12 protein-coding genes are annotated in these 17694 nt (G+C 70.0%); 7 read left to right on the plus strand and 5 right to left on the minus strand.

Going from position 1 to position 17694, the window contains the following annotated elements; genetic code table 11:
• Positions 1-564 precede the first annotated feature (564 nt).
• Complete coding sequence (locus AC3ERS_RS14835; RefSeq protein ID WP_431967700.1) at positions 565-1335, minus strand: deoxyribonuclease IV; 771 nt, start codon at positions 1333-1335, stop codon at positions 565-567.
• 156 nt (positions 1336-1491) lie between these two features.
• Here AC3ERS_RS14835 and AC3ERS_RS14840 point away from each other — a divergent pair, with 156 nt between their 5' ends.
• The 4 genes from AC3ERS_RS14840 to AC3ERS_RS14855 all read left to right on the plus strand — a co-directional run bounded on the left by AC3ERS_RS14840 (position 1492) and on the right by AC3ERS_RS14855 (position 9468).
• On the plus strand, positions 1492-4575 hold the full coding sequence (locus AC3ERS_RS14840) for a serine/threonine-protein kinase (RefSeq protein ID WP_431967702.1): 3084 nt from the start codon (positions 1492-1494) through the stop codon (positions 4573-4575).
• A gap of 172 nt (positions 4576-4747) precedes the next feature.
• Positions 4748-6529 carry a serine/threonine-protein kinase gene (locus tag AC3ERS_RS14845; protein WP_431967704.1) on the plus strand — a complete coding sequence of 594 codons (1782 nt, stop codon included), beginning with the start codon at positions 4748-4750 and terminating at the stop codon, positions 6527-6529.
• Between the two features lie 3 nt (positions 6530-6532).
• Positions 6533-8467, plus strand: coding sequence for a serine/threonine protein kinase (locus tag AC3ERS_RS14850; protein ID WP_431967705.1), 1935 nt, complete (start codon positions 6533-6535; stop codon positions 8465-8467).
• Positions 8468-8523: 56 nt separating this feature from the next.
• A complete protein-coding gene (locus AC3ERS_RS14855) occupies positions 8524-9468 on the plus strand; it encodes a MerR family transcriptional regulator (protein ID WP_431967707.1) in 945 nt (314 codons plus the stop codon).
• A gap of 145 nt (positions 9469-9613) precedes the next feature.
• Here AC3ERS_RS14855 and AC3ERS_RS14860 read toward each other — a convergent pair whose 3' ends face one another.
• The 4 genes from AC3ERS_RS14860 to AC3ERS_RS14875 all read right to left on the minus strand — a co-directional run bounded on the left by AC3ERS_RS14860 (position 9614) and on the right by AC3ERS_RS14875 (position 14167).
• Positions 9614-10099: a glutathione peroxidase gene (locus AC3ERS_RS14860; RefSeq protein WP_431967709.1), complete on the minus strand. Its 486-nt coding sequence runs from the start codon at positions 10097-10099 to the stop codon at positions 9614-9616.
• Positions 10100-10215: 116 nt separating this feature from the next.
• A complete protein-coding gene (locus AC3ERS_RS14865; RefSeq protein WP_431967711.1) occupies positions 10216-11820 on the minus strand; it encodes a succinic semialdehyde dehydrogenase in 1605 nt (534 codons plus the stop codon).
• 340 nt (positions 11821-12160) lie between these two features.
• Positions 12161-12964: an SDR family oxidoreductase gene (locus AC3ERS_RS14870; RefSeq protein WP_431967713.1), complete on the minus strand. Its 804-nt coding sequence runs from the start codon at positions 12962-12964 to the stop codon at positions 12161-12163.
• Positions 12965-14167 carry a cytochrome P450 gene (locus AC3ERS_RS14875; protein WP_431967715.1) on the minus strand — a complete coding sequence of 401 codons (1203 nt, stop codon included), beginning with the start codon at positions 14165-14167 and terminating at the stop codon, positions 12965-12967.
• A 243-nt stretch (positions 14168-14410) separates the two neighbouring features.
• On the opposite strand from AC3ERS_RS14875, the gene AC3ERS_RS14880 reads away from it, so the two are divergent.
• The 3 genes from AC3ERS_RS14880 to AC3ERS_RS14890 are packed head-to-tail and all read left to right on the plus strand — an operon-like array spanning position 14411 to position 17549.
• Positions 14411-15880, plus strand: a complete 1470-nt coding sequence (locus tag AC3ERS_RS14880) for an aldehyde dehydrogenase (RefSeq protein ID WP_431967717.1) — start codon at positions 14411-14413, stop codon at positions 15878-15880.
• Positions 15881-15930: 50 nt separating this feature from the next.
• On the plus strand, positions 15931-16683 hold the full coding sequence (locus tag AC3ERS_RS14885; protein ID WP_431967719.1) for an SDR family oxidoreductase: 753 nt from the start codon (positions 15931-15933) through the stop codon (positions 16681-16683).
• Positions 16680-17549, plus strand: coding sequence for an NAD(P)-dependent oxidoreductase (locus AC3ERS_RS14890; RefSeq protein WP_431967721.1), 870 nt, complete (start codon positions 16680-16682; stop codon positions 17547-17549). Before AC3ERS_RS14885 ends, AC3ERS_RS14890 begins: the two co-directional genes overlap by 4 nt.
• The last annotated feature ends 145 nt before the right edge of the window (positions 17550-17694 follow it).

Genomic DNA, 17694 nt, shown 5'->3' on the forward strand with positions numbered 1-17694 from the left:
TCCACCAACGGCGGGAGGTAGGTCGGGTACGGCAACTCGGCGTGCCCAGCACCGTTCGGGGAAGCCTGGGTGGGTGAGCGTGATTTGCAGGCAAGCCCCCGAAACCACGTCTGCGAACGCGCCCACCCGCTGAACTGACGAGAGAACGCCCTCCACCCACTCAAAGGAACGCAACCACAGCCGGATGACCACGCTGGAAGTTGCACCCATGCTTACCAACGGCGGGAGGTAAGCCGGGTACGGCACCCGACGTGCCCGGCACTGCTCGGGGAAACCTGGGTGGGCGAGCGTGATTTGCAGGTATGCGGCCGGAACCACGTCCGCGCCCACCCGCTGACCTGACGAGAGAGCGTCGAAGGAGGTGCTGGGCACATGCCGACCCTGGCTCTGCTGGTTCGCGGCATCCGCGAGCGGCAGGAGGAGATGACGGCCCCTGGCCTACTAAGTGCTGGGCCGACCACGCCTCGGCGTCGGGCAGCGGCTAGGAGCGGCCGACCCCTGATCGCGGGAGCCCTGCGATGAGGCACCCCGACCGTTCAGCCCCACCGCTCGATGAGTCGCAGCTCAGCCCACGTGCTCGCGCAGATAGGCGAGATCCTCGGCGACGCCCTCGGCCGGGGTCTCCAGCACCACCGGCGCGCCCGCATTACGGCACACCTCGGCCAGCAGCTGCGGGTCGATGGTGCCGTCGGCGAAGTTGGCGTGCCGGTCGGCGCCGGAGTTGAACTCGTCGCGCGAGGAGTTCAGGTGCACCAGGTCGATGCGGCCGGTGATGGCCTTGATCCGGTCGACGACGCCGAGCAGTTCCTCGCCGCCCGCCCACGCGTGGCAGGTGTCGAGGCAGAAGCCGGCGCCGTAATCGCCGACCGCGTCCCACAGGCGGGCAATGGAGTCGAAATGCCTGGCCATGGCGTGGTTGCCGCCCGCGGTGTTCTCGATGAGGATCGGCACCGCGAAGCCGCCTTTTTCCTGCTGGCGTTCGAACAGCTTGCGCCAGTTGTCGATTCCGGTCTCCACTTCGGCGTCGGAGCGGACGTGCCCGCCGTGCACGACCAGGCCGAACGCGCCGAGCTCCGCGGCGGCCTTCGCCTGCTGGGCGACCGCGTTGCGGGACGGCATCCGTAGCCGGTTGTTCAGGCTCGCCACGTTGATCTGATAGGAGGAGTGCACCACCACATCGATCGGACTGGCGAGGATCTCCTCGGTCCGCGGATGCGGGACCGGCTTGTCCCAGCTCTGCGGGTCGACGACGAACATCTGGATGACATCGGCGCCGAGTTTCTCACCGAAGCCGATCGGATCGCTGTCGAGCCGGACGTGTGCTCCAATGCGCATGGGGCTCAGCGTAGTGGGCGGCACCGACATCGCGGAGAACCGGCGATCCACCGGCGAATAACCGAGAATCGAAGGACTTGTTGCGCCCACGTGGGTCCGCGAGATACATCGGTAGGATCCACGTGCTCGACCCGATGAGGGGGGTGAATCACCTTGTTGCGTACTGGCGAAATCTTTGCCGGTTACGTCGTCAAGCGCGTGCTGGGTCAAGGCGGCATGGGCACGGTGTATCTGGCCCAGCACCCGCGGTTGCCGCGGATGACCGCCCTGAAGCTGCTCGATCGCGAGCTGTACGGCGATCTCGAGATCAGGGGACGCTTCGAGCGGGAGGCCGATCTGGTCGCCCAGCTCGACCATCCCAATATCGTCACCGTCTACGACCGCGGGGCCGAAGACGAGCAGCTGTGGATCTCCATGCAGTTCGTGCCCGGCTCCGACGCCGCGAGCGCCGACGTGGACGTGCTCGCCGCGGGACGCGCGGTGCAGATCATCGCCGAGACCGCCGCGGCCCTGGACTTCGCGCACGCCAACGGGGTACTGCACCGAGACGTCAAACCGGCCAACATCCTGCTGGCCAAGGCGCCCATCGGACAGCCGGAACGGGTGCTGCTCACCGACTTCGGCATCGCGGGCATGCGCAACGCGGACACCACGCTCACCTCGGCGGGCACCATCACCGCCACGCTGGCGTACGCCGCGCCCGAACAACTCAGCGGGCAGCCGCTCGATCACCGCGCCGACCAGTACTCGCTGGCCTGCACGCTGTTCTGGATGCTCACGGGCAACGTCCCCTTCCCTGGCGCCACGCCCGCCGCGGTGATGAACGGCCATATCGCCGCGCCGGTGCCGTCGCTGTCCCGCAGCCGCCGTGGTCTGCCTGCCGCATTGGACGCGGTGATGGCGCGGGCCCTCGCCAAACGCCCCGCCGACCGCTTCCCGAGCTGCACCGATTTCGCCGTCGCCGCCCGCCGCGCCCTCGCGTCCGCCACACCCGCCCCGCATTCGACAACCGGCCCCGTGCCACCCCACACCGGTTTCGCCACCCGCGCCGACGCCACTCCACTGCCGCCCCGCACCGCTTTCGTCCCCGGCGGACGTCCACCGCACGCGCCCGCCCCGCACACCAGCAGCCCTACGCACGTCGCCCCACCGGCACACACCAGCGCGGCTCCGAGCGCCGGGGCCCCGCATCCCGGTGGCCCAACACACACCAGCTCACCGGCGCACACCAACGCGGCGACGCACGGCAGGGCTTCACAGACCAGCGGTCCGCCGCACACCGGCACGCCCACGCACGTCGGCTCGTCGGCACACCCCGGCCTGGCTGCACATGGCGGCGCCCCACAGGCCGGCGGCCCGCCGCACGCCGGTGCGGGCCCGAGCGTCGGGGCCCCGCGGTCCGGTGGCCCTACGCACCCCGGCTCGCCGGTGCATACCGGCGCGGCTGTACACGGCGGGCCCGCACAGACCGGTGGCCCGCCGCACACCGACGTACCGCCGCGTGGCACGGCTGTGCACACCGAAGCGCCAGGGCACACCATGCATGGCGAGGCCTCGCAAGCAGGTGGCTCTTCACGCAACGGCGTGCCGCCGCACCCCGGCGCCGCTGTACACGGCGGGGCCTCGCAGACCAGCGGGCCGTCGCACACGGGCGCGGCTGCGCACGGCGGGGCCACGCAGAACGGAGCACCGCCGCACCCCGGTGTGCCGCCGCGCGGAACGGCTACGCACGCCGAAGCCCCGGGGCAGACCAGCGGCTCACCGCACCCCGGCACACCGGCGCACGGCGCGGCTGCGCACGGAGGTGCTGCTCGGCAGACCAGCGGCCCATCGACCAGCACCACACCGCACGTAGGCGCGGACTCGTGGACCGGAATGCCGCCACACACCGGTTTCGTGCCGCCCGCGCACGGCTCGGCACACGAGTCCCGCAGATCCACCGCACCCGATCCGTCGCATCCCGGTGTGCCAACTGGTTTTGATCCCGGCCCGCACACCCAGTTCGCGCAGAGCTCCGATGACGTGCGGCGTCCGAGTGCGACCGCGTCTCCATATGCGCCCGCTCCCGAGGGCCGGTCGGCCACAAGCTCCCCGCACGCACCCCAGCAGTCGTATCCCGGTGTGCCGACTCGGTCGAGTGGCGTGCGGCCACCCACCGGATTCGCGCCACGCGCCGAAGGGATGCCGCCGACGAGCGTTCCGCCGCATCCGCATTCGGTTCCGCACACCGGCGCGCACACCCACACTGGCGTGCCGGGGCGCCCCGCTGTTCCGCCTCGGCCAGTGACGAATCAGACCGGGAGCGCACCGCACACGGGCGGGGCTCACGGTGGGACGCTGCCCATGCCTCCCTCGCACCATGCCGGGAATCAGACCGGGAGCGCACCACATACCGGCGCAGCCCACGGTGCGACGCCGCCCTGCCCGCCGTCGCACCACGCCGTGGATCTGACTCGTGGTGGCACGCGGCACGGAACTACCGGGCAACCGGCACCGCTCGGGACCGATCCCTCGCGTCCGGCGGGTGTGCCGCCGACGAGTCCTGAATCCGAGCGTCCGACCGGCCTGCCACCGACGGCGCCCCTGCCGGACGCTTCGTTGCCGACCAGCGGGACCGCGCATACCAACCCTCCGCGCGCTGCCGGAGTGCAGCAGCCGCAGCGGGGTCGGACGGACGCAGATCATTCGGCGTCCGGACGGAACCAGCCTGTGCCGCAGCGGCCGCAGCGGGATTCGACGGGCACCGGCCGTTCGGCGCCCGGATGGAACGAGCCCGTGTCACAGCGGGATTCGACGGGCACCGGTCGTCCGGCATCCGGGCGGAACGAGCCGGTGCCGCCAAGGGATTCGACGGGCACCGGCCGTCCGATCGAGTCCGTGCCACAGCAGGGTTCGACGGGCACCGGCCGTCCGATCGAGTCCGTGCCACAGCAGGGCTCGACGGGCACCGGTCGCCCGGCGTCCGGGCGGAACGAGCCTGTGCCGCAGCAGCCGCAGCGGGGTTCGACCGGCACCGACCGTTCGGCGTCCGGACAGAACGAGCCCGCGCCACAGCAGGGTTCGACGGACACCGGCCGCCCGGCGCAAGGGCGGAACGAGCCGATCCCACAACGGCCGACGCGCCGCACGCCACGGCCGATCACGATCGCGCTCCCGGATCGGGTGCGGGGGCGAATTGCGCCCGCCGGGCAGGGGCCGGGAAACGGCCCGCAACCGCCCGAACCACGCCCTCCGCCATAGCTTTTCGCTATGGATGTCGCCTGGCGTACCCCGCCTCCTCGGGCGCCCTGGGGCCGTGCGACTGCTGCTATGGTTTCGATGTTTTCCGTGGTCGGGTAAGCGCTGACCGCGCGTTCTTATGCTTAACGCCTGTTCCCGGTGGGTCCCGGTGCAGGCGGGAATTGGAGCAGACATGCTGGCCAGCGGTGAGGCTTTCGCCGGCTATGTCATCGAACGGCAATTGGGTCGCGGTGGCATGGGTTCGGTGTACCTGGCGAAACATCCGCGGCTGCCGCGGATGACGGCGCTGAAGCTGTTGAACCGGGAATTGTTCTTCGACAAGGAGGTGCGGGCGCGGTTCGAACGGGAGGCGGACCTGGTCGCCCGGCTCGACCACCCCGGCATCGTCACGGTCTACGACCGCGGTCTGGAAGACGAGCAGCTGTGGATCTCGATGCAGTACATCGACGGCATCGACGCCGCCTCGGTGGATCCGAAGACGCTGCCGCCCGAGCGCGCCGTGCAGATCGTCAAGGAGACCGCCGACGCGCTGGACTACGCGCACGGCATGGGCGTGCTGCACCGCGACGTGAAGCCGGCGAACATCCTGCTGGCTCGCTCCACCGGCGGCCGCGGCGAACGCGTCTACCTCACCGATTTCGGCATCGCCCGGCTCCGTGACGACACCGGCCACCTCACTCAGACCGGCACTTTCACCGCCACCCTGGCCTACGCCTCGCCCGAGCAGCTCACCGGCGCCGCGCTCGACCACCGTTCCGATCAGTACTCGCTGGCCTGCGCGCTGTTCTGGCTGTTCACCGGCAGCGGTCCGTTCGCGGCCACCAACCCGGCCCAGGTCATTCAGGGTCACCTGCAGTCGGCGCCGCCCGCGCTGAGCAGCGTGCGCCCCGGGCTGCCGTTCGCGCTGGACGGCGTGCTGGCCAAGGCGATGGCCAAGCGTCCCGACGATCGCTTCGCGAGCTGTTCGGAGTTCGCCGCGGCGGCGCAGGCGGCGCTGTCGGGGCAGAGCGTGCCGTCCATGCCGCTGGTCGGCGGCCCGCGGCCGGTCACCGGTCCGCCGCAACCGATCTCGGGTCCGCATCCGGTCACCGGCGGGCCGATTCCGGTGACCGGCGGGCAGTACCCGGTCGGTCCGACGACCAGCGGTTCGCAGCCGCTGACCGGCCAGCCGATGACCACGCCGCAGGGCGTGATGCCCAACGCGGCCGCTCCGCACCAGCAGACCGGCCCCGCCGCGCAGTACCCGCAGCAGTCCGGGGCGTACGGGTTCGCGCCGCCGCCCGGACCGCCGATGGGCGGGGGACACGCGATGGGCGGCGGCCACCAGCCGCCGCGCAAGTCCAACACCGGACTGATCGCCGCGCTCGCCGTCGGCGTGGTGGTGCTGATCGCCGTGGTCGTCGGCATCGTCGTCGCGGTGAGCAGTAGCTCCTCCTCCGGTGGTGGCGGCATCACGACCACGGCGCCGACGAGCACCTCGAACAGCAAGCGCCCGGTGGCCGCCGACGCCGCCGCGATCAGCAACGAGTTCCCGGGCATGGTTCCGGCGGACAAGGACGGCGACATCGGATACAACGGCGCCACCTGCGGCGCCTACTCGCCGGACCGGCCTTCGGTACCCACCGACGGCACACCGGATTTCGGCAACTGGGCCTATCAGTGGGACTGCTTCGGCGGCGGCAACAACGACGATCCGTTCTTCACCATCTACGTCTACAAGTCGGCCGCCGACGCGCAGGCAGCGCTGAACAACCTGCCGTCGAACGCCGCCAAGTCGACCGACAGCAACGGCGGAAAGTCCTACACCAACTACAAATTCGACAACAGCGGCCCGAAGATGGTCACCGTCTTCACCGGCGACCCGGACCGTGCGCAGTTCCTGATGTACACCGACGGCATCGTCGGCACCATCGACGAGGTGCTGCGCTGGTGGCGGTCGGCGCCGCTGAACTGACGCATGCTGGACAACGGAGCGGTTTTCGCCGGGTACACCGTCGAACGCCTCCTCGGGCGCGGGGGCATGGGATCGGTGTATCTGGCGCGGCATCCGCGATTGCCGCGATGGACGGCGTTGAAGCTGCTCAATCGAGAGCTGTTCTTCGACACCGAGATTCGGGCCCGGTTCGAGCGGGAGGCCGATCTGGTCGCCCAGCTCGACCACCCGAATATCGTCACCGTGTTCGACCGCGGTGTCGAAGGCGAGCAGCTGTGGATCTCCATGCAGTACGTCGAGGGTGTCGATGCGGCGTCGCTGGACGCCCACGTGCTGCCGCCGCAGCGCGCGGTGCAGATCGTCGCCGAGACCGCCAAGGCGCTCGACTTCGCGCACGGCAAGGGCGTGCTGCACCGGGATGTGAAGCCCGCCAACATCCTGCTGGAGCGGGCCGAGGGCGGGCTGGAGCGGGTGTTCCTCACCGACTTCGGCATCGCCCGTTTCCGTGACGACACCGGCAAACTGACCCAGACCGGAACCTTCACCGCCACCCTGGCTTTCGCCTCGCCCGAGCAGCTCTCCGGCGCGGTGCTCGATCACCGCTCGGACCAGTATTCGTTGGCGTGCAGCCTGTTTCGTATGTTGACCGGAACCGTGCCGTTCGAGGCGAGTAATCCGGTCGCGGTCATCCAGGGGCACATGCAACAGCCGCCGCCGCGGTTGAGCACCGTCCGGCCCGGTCTGCCGCCCGCCCTGGACGCGGTGCTGTTGCGCGCGCTCGCCAAGCGTCCGGACGACCGCTTCGGCTCGTGCGCGGAGTTCGCCGAGGCGGCGCGGCGGGCGTTCACCGAACCGGCGTCCGGTCCTTTCCCGCTGGCGGACAACGGTTTCGGCAACGGCTCCGGCGCGTGGCCGCAGGCGGCGCCGCCGCAGTGGTCGCCGCCGCGTCCGGCCCCGCCGACGACGCCCGGCTACCCGACTCCGCCCGTGGCCTCGGGACCCGCGCCCGCCACCGGTCCCGGGTATCGCACGGCCCCCGGCACCCACGGCCAAGGGGCCTCGCCCGGCGTGCCGGGCGAGCAGGGGTCCTGGCAGGAGTATCCGCCGCGGTCCTCCGCGTTCGTTTCCGGTGCGGACGCGCTCGGCGCTCAGCAGCCGTCGCGCGCGCACAGCGGCGCGATCCATGCACCGGGTTCTGCTGGGGCGCAGGCGCATTCGAACCGCTCGGGCGGCCACGCCGCGCAACAGCACGGCCGCGGACCCACGCCGTCCCGCCGATCGCGCCGCACAGCGGTGATCGGCACTGCCGTGGGCGCCGCGCTCGCGATTCTCGCCGTCACCGCGCTGGTCGTCGACCGTGGGTCCGAGCCGGGCAGCTCGGCCGCACCGTCGAGCACCGTCGAGCCGTCGCCGTCCACACAACGCCCCGCGAAGACCACCGCGGCGCCGACCACCTCGAAGAAACACGACGAGTCCGGCTCTCTCGTGGACGACATCGACTTGATCAGCAAGGCATTTCCCGGCATGACCCCCGAGGTGGACAAGGACAACGTCGTGCACACCGGCCCCGGTCACAACGGGTCCACCTGCTTCGCAAAACCGGAGGGTTCGGCGAACGCGATGGACGCGGGCGCACCGGATTTCGGCAACTTCACCGCGTACTGGTACTGCTTCGGCGGCCCGAACAAGGCCAGCTACGAGCTGTTCGTCTACCGCTCGCCCGAGGACGTGCAGGCCGCCGTCGGCTCGCTGCCCGGCCACACCCGCTCCACCGCTCAGCACGGCCGCGAGACCTACACGAACTATCTGCTCGACGGCCACCCCGCCGCCAAGCGGCCCCGCATGATCACCGTGTTCACCAGCGCCAAGAAGCGGGAGAACTTCCTGATGTACAGCGTCGGATTCATCGCCACCCAAGAGGAATTCATGGACTGGTGGCACACCGCGCCGCTGAGTTGACCGCGTCGAATCCTGGACTTGCCTCTCCACCGAGGGGAGACGCCAGGCTGTCGGACATGGACGACGACACGCTCCTCTCGATCGGCGCGGTGGCGCGACGCACCGGCTTGACGGTCAAGACCATCCGCTTCTACGCCGACCGGGGGATCGTCGCGCCGTCCGCCATCGGCCCGAACGGCTTCCGCCGCTACGACTCCGACGCGATCGCCCGCCTGGAACTGGTCCGCACCCTGCGCGCCCTCGGCCTCGACCTGGACACCGTGCGCCAGGTACTGGCGCGGGAACGCACCGTGTCCGAGGTGGCGGCGGCCCATGCCGACGCCGTCGACCTCCAGATCCGGATCCTGCGGCAGCGGCGGGCGGTGTTGCGCGCGGTCGCGCAGCGGGCCACCGACACCGAGGAGATGAACACCATGCACCGACTGGCCACGCTCACCGACGCCGAGCGCCGCAGGATCATCCATGACTTTGTCGACGACGCCTTCGGCGGTGTCGACGCGAATCCAGAGCTCGTCGAACTGCTCCGCGCGACGGTGCCCGATCTGCCGGAAGACCCCGCGCCCGAACAGGTTCGGGCCTGGATGGAACTGGCGGAACTTGCCCAGGACGAGGATTTCCGTGCTGCTGTGCGTCGGATGGCCGAGTACCAGGCTCGCGAGCGCGCGAACGGCGACACCACCGGACTGCACCACGAGCTGACCGGGGCCGTCCGCGACCTTGTCGGCGCGGCGCTTGCCGCGGGCACGGCTCCGGACGGGCCCGGGGCGGCCGAGGTGGTCGACGAGCTGACCGCGCGCTACGCCCGCACCTTCGGCCGCGCCGACGACGCCGCCCTGCGCCGCTGGCTCCTGGAGCGGCTGACGATCGCCAATGACGCACGGGTGGAGCGGTATTGGCGGCTCGTCGCCGCCGTCAACGGGTGGCCCGCACCGCAGGAACTCGCCGAGATCTTCGACTGGTTCACGGCGGCGTTGAGAACTGTATCAGCGACTCGCCCCTAGAGAGCTTGTCAGCGACTCGTCGCCAGAGAAGCTGTGCGTCAGCGACTCGTCGCGAGCGCAGCGGCATCGGCGACTCGTCGCCTGCGTCCCTGACCAGATCCGATGAGGTGCGCAGCCCGCGAAAGCGGGCCGCGCGCAACAGGTTCTAGAGCGCCGCTTCGATGGCCGAAACGACGGTCGGGTCTTCGGGTTTCACGGTAGGGCGGAACCGTGCCGCCACCTTGCCGTCCCGGTCGATGAGGAACTTCTCGAAGTTCCACTGGATGTCGCCCGCCGCGCCCTCGGCGTCGGCGGTCTCGACCAGCTCCTGGTAGAGCGGGTGTCGGTTCTCGCCGTTCACCTCGGCCTTCTCCAGCAGCGGGAAGTCGACGCCGTAGGTGGTGGAGCAGAACTCCTGGATCTCCTCGGCCGAACCGGGTTCCTGGCCCATGAACTGGTTGCACGGCACGCCGATCACGGTGAACCCGCGCCCGCCGTACGTCCGCTGCAGGTCGACCAGCGCCGAGTACTGCGGTGTCAGACCGCATTTGGACGCCACGTTGACCAGCAGCACCGCCTTGTCACCGGCCAGCTCGGCCAGCGTCGTCGGCGCACCGGTCAGGGTCTGTAGCGGAATATCCCGAATGCTCACTCGTCTCGCACCTGCCAATTCTGTGATTCGGTGGGTCCACCCCGAGCGCCACGCTACCGGATCGGCGCGGCGGACGACCCCGGCGTACAGGGTCGTCCGGCGCGGCCGGGTCCGGGTCAGCGCAGCCGCGTTCGCCGCATCAACCGCAGTGTGGTGAGGGTGGTCTTGACCTGCTTCTCGTAGGGCATTCCGGCGCGGGCGGCCAGGACCTGGCGTTTCACCACGCCGATGTTCACCGTGTCGGTGTACTTCAGCAAGCCCTGGTCGCCGTGCCTGGTGCCGACCCCGGACTGCTTCACCCCGCCCGACGGCGTGGCCTTGGCGGCGTAGGTGGTGACGAAGCCGTCGTTGACATTGATATTGCCCGACTCGAGCCGGCCCGCGATCCGCCTGCCCCTGGCCAGATCGCCCGTCCACACGCTGGCGTTGAGCCCGTAGTCGGTGTCGTTGGCGAGGCGGACGGCCTCGGCTTCGTCGCGGAACGGATAGACGCTCACCACCGGTCCGAAGGTCTCCGCCTTCGCGTGGGCCATCTCGGGTGTGACGCCGGTCAACACGGTCGGCTCGTAGAAGGCCGGTCCGATGTCGGGGCGGGCCCGGCCGCCGGTGTGCACGGTCGCGCCCTTGGCGCGCGCGTCCGCCACGTGCTCGGCCACCCTGGCCAGCTGGTCGGCCGAGACGAGGGAGCCGAATTCCGGCGCGTAGTCGTAGGCGGCGCCGATCTTGGATCCGAGATCCTCGGCCGCGGCGACCAGGCGGCGCAGGAATTCGTCGTGGATCCGCTCATGCACGTAAATCCGCTCGATGTGCATACAAGCCTGGCCGGAGTTGGCGAATACCGCGAAGACCGCGCCCGCGACCGCCTCGTCGAGATTCGCGTCGTCCAGCACGATCATCGGATTCTTGCCGCCGAGTTCGAGGCTGCATCCGATGAGGTGGCGGCCCGCCTGCTCGCCGACCACCCGCCCGGTGGCGGTGGAACCGGTGAACATGACGAAATCTGAGCCGCCGATCAGCGTGGGCCCGACGTCGGGGCCGGTGCCGCAGACGACCTGGAACAGCCCGCGCGGCAAGCCCGCCCGATACAGCAGTTCGACGCCGAACAGCGCGCACAGCGCGGTCTTGTTGTCCGGCTTGAGCACCACGGCGTTGCCCGCGATGAGGGCGGGCACCGAATCGGAGAGCGCGATGGCGAAGGGGAAGTTCCACGGCGCGATCACCGCGACCGCGCCCTTGGGCCGGTGCTCCTCGAACGAGGTGGTCACCAGCGGGATCGGGCCGCCGCGCCGCCGTGGCCGCAGCACCCGGCGCGCGGTCTTCAGGTAGTGGCTGATGACCATCGGTACGTCGCAGGATTCCTCGAGTGCCATGCGCCGGGTCTTGCCGCAGCCGATCTGGATGAGGTCGGCGATCGTCTCGCCCTCCCGCAGGATCAGCTCGTGCGCCCGCTCGAACACCGCGAGCCTGCGGCGCAACGGCCAGCTCGCCCACTCCCGCTGCGCCGCGCGGGCGACGGCGAAGGCCTCGGTGATGTCCTCGGGCCGGGATTGCGGCAGGTCGCCGACGTGGGCTCCGGTGTAGACCTCGGTCATCGGGAACGGCGCGCGGCCGTGCGCGCCGGACTCGGCGGCGACCATGCCGGTCAGTCGCGCTATCAGCTCCGCGGTGATCCGGGGCGGCAGAGTCGCCGTCGTCCGGTCCGTGGCGTGGGTAGTGCTCATGCCTGCACCTCGCTGACGCTCGGCTCCGGCATGCGCGATGCGCGCTGGCACATGAATCGCTCACTTCGTTCGCTCATGCCTGCACCTCGCTGACGCTCGGTTCCGGCATGCGCGATGCGCGCTGGCACATGAATCGCTCACTTCGTTCGCTCATCGGGTGTCTCCAAGGCGTGCGATTGCGACGCGCGCCCGCGGTGCGTCGGGCGCGTCCCTCGGTATGGAATTAGAACACGTTACTATTGTCTCACGCAGGGTTCTTCGTGATCGGGCAGCGGCGCTGCAATGTTGGCGCGGCGGCGCTGGGAATTCGGCGCGGCGGCGCTCGGACTTCGGCGCGGCGCTAGGGGTTGGGCTCTGTAGCGCTCGGCATCGGACGCAGCGGCGCCTCGGGCTGCACCTCGACGAGCACCAGGTGCGCCCCGCGTGGCGCCGACACCACGGCCAGCACCGCCGCCGCGAGATCGCTCGCTCGCAGCATGTGCGGGTGCCTAGCGAAACCCCACGCCTTCCAGTCCTCGAGCAGTGGTCCGACGACCTCCGGTGTGGAGTTCATGCCCATGTTGGTCAGCGTCGGGCCGGGTCGCACCACCGAGGCTCGAATGCCGGTGCCCTCCAACTCCATTCGCAACTGCACCGCCATCGCCTCCAGTCCGGCCTTGGCCGCGCTGTACGCGCCGGTGCGCGGCCTGGGCTCGGGCGCGCAGTCGGACCCGATGAGCACCACGTCACCGCGCCGCCTGGCGAGCATGCCGGGCAGCACGCGGTGCACCAGCCGCTGCGCACCGACCAGGTGCACCTCGACCTGGCGCAGGAATCGTTCCGGATCCATCTCCTGCACCAGCGAGAATTCGATGTCGCCCGCGCCGGACACCAGGATCTCGAGGGGGCCGAGTTCGCGCTCGGCGGCGGTGACGAACTCGTCGACCGAATCCGCGTCGGTGACGTCGAGCCGGTGGGCGAAGGCGGTGCCGCCGTCGGCGCGAATCTTGGCCGCGAGTTCTTCGCAGAGATCGACGCGCCGCGCGCCGAGCGCGACCGGATGACCGAGCTCGGCGAGCGCGAGCGCGGTCGCGGCGCCGATGCCGGAGGACGCGCCCGCGATCAGCGAGGGCCTGCGGGCAGGGTGGGGTTCGTAACGGGGCATCTAGCTCTCCACTACTAGGGGAAGGGCGGCGAAGCCGCGGACGTTGGTCGAGTGCACGCGCACGATGCCGCTGTCGAGGACGCGGTAGGCGGGTACCCGGGCGGCGAATTCGCGAAGCGCCACAACGGCTTCCAGACGCGCCAGGTGCGCGCCGAGGCAGAAGTGCACGCCCGCACCGAAACTGGCGAGCTTGCCCTTGTCCGGCCGGTCGATGCGGTAGGTGTCGGCGTCGTCGAAGGCCGCGGAATCGCGGTTGGCCGACCCGATCAGCAGCAGCACCTTCGCGCCCGCCGGGATCGTCGCGCCGTAGTAGTCGAGATCGACGACGGCGGTGCGGGCCACGATCTGGCTGGAGGTGTCGTAGCGCAGCGTCTCCTCCACCCAGTCCGGCACCAGGCCGGGCTCGGCCGCCACCTTCGCGTATTCGCCGGGATGGCGTGCCGCCCAGTACAGGGCGTTGCCGAGCAGTTTGGTGGTGGTCTCGTTGCCCGCCACCACCATCAGGAACATGAAGCCGATGATTTCCTGATCGCTGAGCCGATCGCCGTCCATGTCGGCGTCGAGCAACGCGGAGACCAGATCGTCGCCTGGTGCGCTGCGGCGCTCGGCGACCAGGTCGGTGTAGTACCCGAACAGCTCGAGCGAGGCGTCCACCGCGGCCATCGGCACGTCGAGCACGCCGTCTTCGCGGTGCACGACGAGATCGGCGAAGCGGCGGATCTCGGCGCGGTCCTGTTCGGGGACGCCCATCAGCTCCGAGATCACGTCCATCGGCAGCTTGCCCGCGAAATCCTCGATCCAGTCGAAGGTTTCGCGCGCCAGCGCGGGCTCCAGATAGCCGAGGGTGATCTCGCGGATGCGGTCTTCCATCTCCGCGACCCGGCGCGGGGTGAAACCCTTGTAGACCAGCTTGCGCATCCGCATGTGCCGGGGGTCGTCCATGGCGAGGAAGGACATCACCCGGTGTGCGTGCGGGCCCCATGCGGCCGGGTCCAGCGAGACGCCGTTGGCGCTGGAGAGCCGGGCCGCATCGCGGAATCCGGCGATCACGTCGGCGTGCCGGGAGAGCGCCCAGAAGTCCAGGTCGGGATTGTGATAGAGCGGCGCCTCGGTCCGCAGCCGCCGGTAGGTGGGGTACGGATCGTCGTGGAAGCGGTAGTCGTACGGGTCGAAGGTCAGCGGTTCCAGCGAGGCCGGCGTCATGGTGATCTCCGATTGATCCGTAACGAGTTCTCGCGCTGGACAGAGCTGAGCGCCGTCCGCGAAGACACATAGCTGGACATGTGTCTGGACAGTACCAGTGCTCGCATATCGAGACAACGGATCGGTGACATTCGCGGTCCGATCCCGCACCTGTCCGGTCGTTGATAGTGAAACATGTTCTTGCGTGCCAGAGTGCGACTGGACTATATTCCGTACACCTGTCCAGACAGTATCGGAGCAACCATGAGCAGTCTCCTGCCCGCCGACGGTGCGCGTCTGTTGATCGACGGCAAGCTCCGCCAGGGCGGCGACGGCGTGTTCGAGACGGTGAATCCCGCGACCGAGGAGGTCGTCGGAGTCGCCGCGAACGCGGACGCCGCCGATATGGACGCCGCGATCGCCGCCGCGCGCACCGCGTTCGACGACACCGCGTGGTCCCGTGACCACGCCTTCCGCGCTCGCTGCCTGGAACAGCTGCGGGTCGCGTTGCAGGGCGAGGTCGAGGCGCTGCGCGAAATCACCGTCGCCGAGGCGGGCGCCCCCGTCATGCTCACCAGGGGTCCGCAGTTGGAAGGGCCGATCGCGGATCTGGCGTTCGCGGCGGGGCTGGCCGAGAACTACAAGTGGGAAACGGATCTCGGCGTCGCGGCGCCGATGGGCATCAAGACGCGCCGGACACTGCGCCGCGAACCGGTCGGCGTGGTGGGCGCGATCATTCCGTGGAACTTCCCGCACCAGATCGGTTTCGCCAAGCTGGGTCCCGCGCTCGCGGCGGGAAACACGGTGGTGCTCAAGCCCGCTCCCGATACGCCGTGGTGCGCGGCGGCGGTCGGCGCGATCATCGCCGAACAGACCGACATCCCGCCCGGCGTGGTGAACATCGTAACCTCGTCCGATCATGGTCTGGGCGCGCGCCTTTCGGTGGACCCGCGGGTGGATCTGATCAGCTTTACCGGTTCGACGCAGACCGGCAGGCTGGTGATGGCCGCCGCCGCGCCCACACTGAAGAAGACCTTCCTCGAGCTGGGCGGCAAGTCCGCGTTCATCGTGCTCGACGACGCCGATCTCGCCGGAGCCGTTGGCGTCGCGGCGTTTTCGGTGTGCGTCCATGCCGGACAGGGGTGCGCGCTCACCACCCGGCTGCTGGTGCCGCGCGCGGCCTACGACGAGGCGGTGCAGGTGGCCGCCGCCGCCATGGGCCGGATGAAGCCGGGCGATCCCACCGATCCCGGCACCGTCTGCGGGCCGCTCATCTCGCGTCGCCAACGTGATCGGGTGCTCGGCTACCTGGACACGGCGCGGGCCGAGGGCGGGCGGATCGTGGTCGGCGGCGGCAGGCCCGCGGGCCGGGAGCGCGGCTGGTTCGTCGAGCCGACGCTGATCGCCGACCTGCCCAACAGCGCGACCGTCGCGCGCGAGGAGATCTTCGGACCGGTGCTGGTGATCATCGCGCACGACGGCGACGAGGACGCCATCCGCATCGCCAACGATTCCCCCTACGGGTTGTCCGGCTCGGTGTGGGGCGTCGATCCCGAGCGGATCCGGCGCGTCACCGAGGGCGTGCGCACCGGCACGCTCAGCGTCAACGGCGGCGTCTGGTACTCCGCCGACGCGCCGTTCGGCGGCTACAAGCAGTCCGGCATCGGCCGCGAGATGGGCGTGGCCGGCTTCGAGGAATACCTGGAAACCAAGCTGATCGCCGCCGCGGGCTGAAACCCGCCGGACCGCAATCCGATCGGCAGAGATGTGGAGGAGCCGACCCCATGGGGCGATTCACAGGAAGATCCGTCATCGTCACCGGCGCCGCGCAGGGCATCGGCGCGGCCTACGCCAAGGCGCTCGCGGAGGAGGGCGCGAAAGTCGTTGTGGCCGACCGTAATGTCGAGCGCGGCAAGACCGTCGCCGCCGAGATCGCGGCGGCGGGCGGCACCGCGGTGTTCGGCGAGGTCGACGTCGCCGAACCCGAATCCGCCACGGCGCTGGCCGAATTCACCGTCGGCGAGTTCGGCGCGATCAACCACCTGGTCAACAACGCCGCCATCTACGGCGAGATGAAACTCGACCTGCTGCTCACCGTGCCGTGGGACTACTACAAGAAGTTCATGTCGGTGAACATGGACGGCGCGCTCAACATGACCAGGGCCGTGTTCCAGCACCTGGTCCGCGCGGGCGGCGGCTCGATCGTCAACCAGTCGTCCACCGCCGCCTGGGTGTACTCCGGCTTCTACGGCCTGGCCAAGGTCGGCGTCAACGGACTCACCCAGCAACTGGCCTTCGAACTGGGCGCTTCGAAGATCCGGATCAATGCCATCGCGCCGGGGCCCATCGACACCGAGGCGACCAAGACGGTGACGCCGGGCGTCATCGTGGACGACATGATCAAGCGGCTGCCGCTCAAACGCATGGGCACGCCGCAGGATCTCGTCGGCGCCTGCCTGTACCTGCTCTCCGATGACGCGGCGTGGGTCACCGGGCAGATCTTCAATGTCGACGGCGGACAGATCTTCCGCTCATGAACGCACCGCTACGCGTCGGATTCATCGGGCTCGGCAACATGGGCGCGCCGATGGCCCACCGGCTGCTGACCTGGCCGGGCGGGCTCACGGTGTGCGACACCAGGCCCGAGGCGGTGCAGCCGTTCGCCGAAGCGGGTGCGGCGGTGGCGGATTCGATCGCGCGGGTCGCCGCGGCGGCCGACGTCGTCTCCGTCGCGGTGCTGGACGACGCGCAGGTGCGCGCCGTGGTCACCGAGTTGTCGGGCGTCGCCGCGCCGGGAACCGTGATCGCGGTGCACTCCACGATCGCCGACCGGACGGCCGAGGAGCTGTCGGTCACCTGCGCCGAGCGCGGGCTCGACCTGGTCGACGCGCCCATCAGCGGCGGCGCGCCCGGCGCGAAACTGGGTCGGCTCGCGGTCATGGTCGGCGGTAGCGCGGCGGCCTTCGAGCGGGTGCGCGAGCCCTTCGGCTGCTTCGCCGACCTCGTCGTGCACGCGGGAGAGGTCGGCGCGGGGACGCGAATGAAGCTGGCGCGCAACCTCTTGCATTTCGTCGCCTTCAGCGCGGCGACCGAGGCGCAACGGCTCGCCGAGGCCGCGGGACTCGACATCACGACGCTGGGCAAGATCGTCCGGCACTCCGACGCGGTCACCGGCGGCCCCGGCGCCATCATGCTGCGCGATCGCACCGCGCCGATCGAACCGGACGATTTCTGGCTGCCCATCCTGGCCCACGTACGTGACCTCGGCGAGAAGGATCTCGGCCTGGCGCTCGAACTCGGCGACCGGCTGGATCTCGACTTGCCGCTGGCCCGCCTGGCGCTCGAGCGCCTCGGACCCGGTCTCGGCGTCGGCGGCAACACCTTCGAAAGGCGGAATTCATGAGCGAACGAAGTGAGCGATTCATGTGCCAGTGCGCTTCGCGCATGCCGGAGCCGAGCGTCAGCGAGGTGCAGGCATGAGCGAACGTAGTGAGCGAATCGTGTGCCAGTGCGCTTCGCGCATGCCGGAGCCGAGCGTCAGCGAGGTG

It is taken from the genome of Nocardia sp. bgisy134, assembly GCF_057708325.1.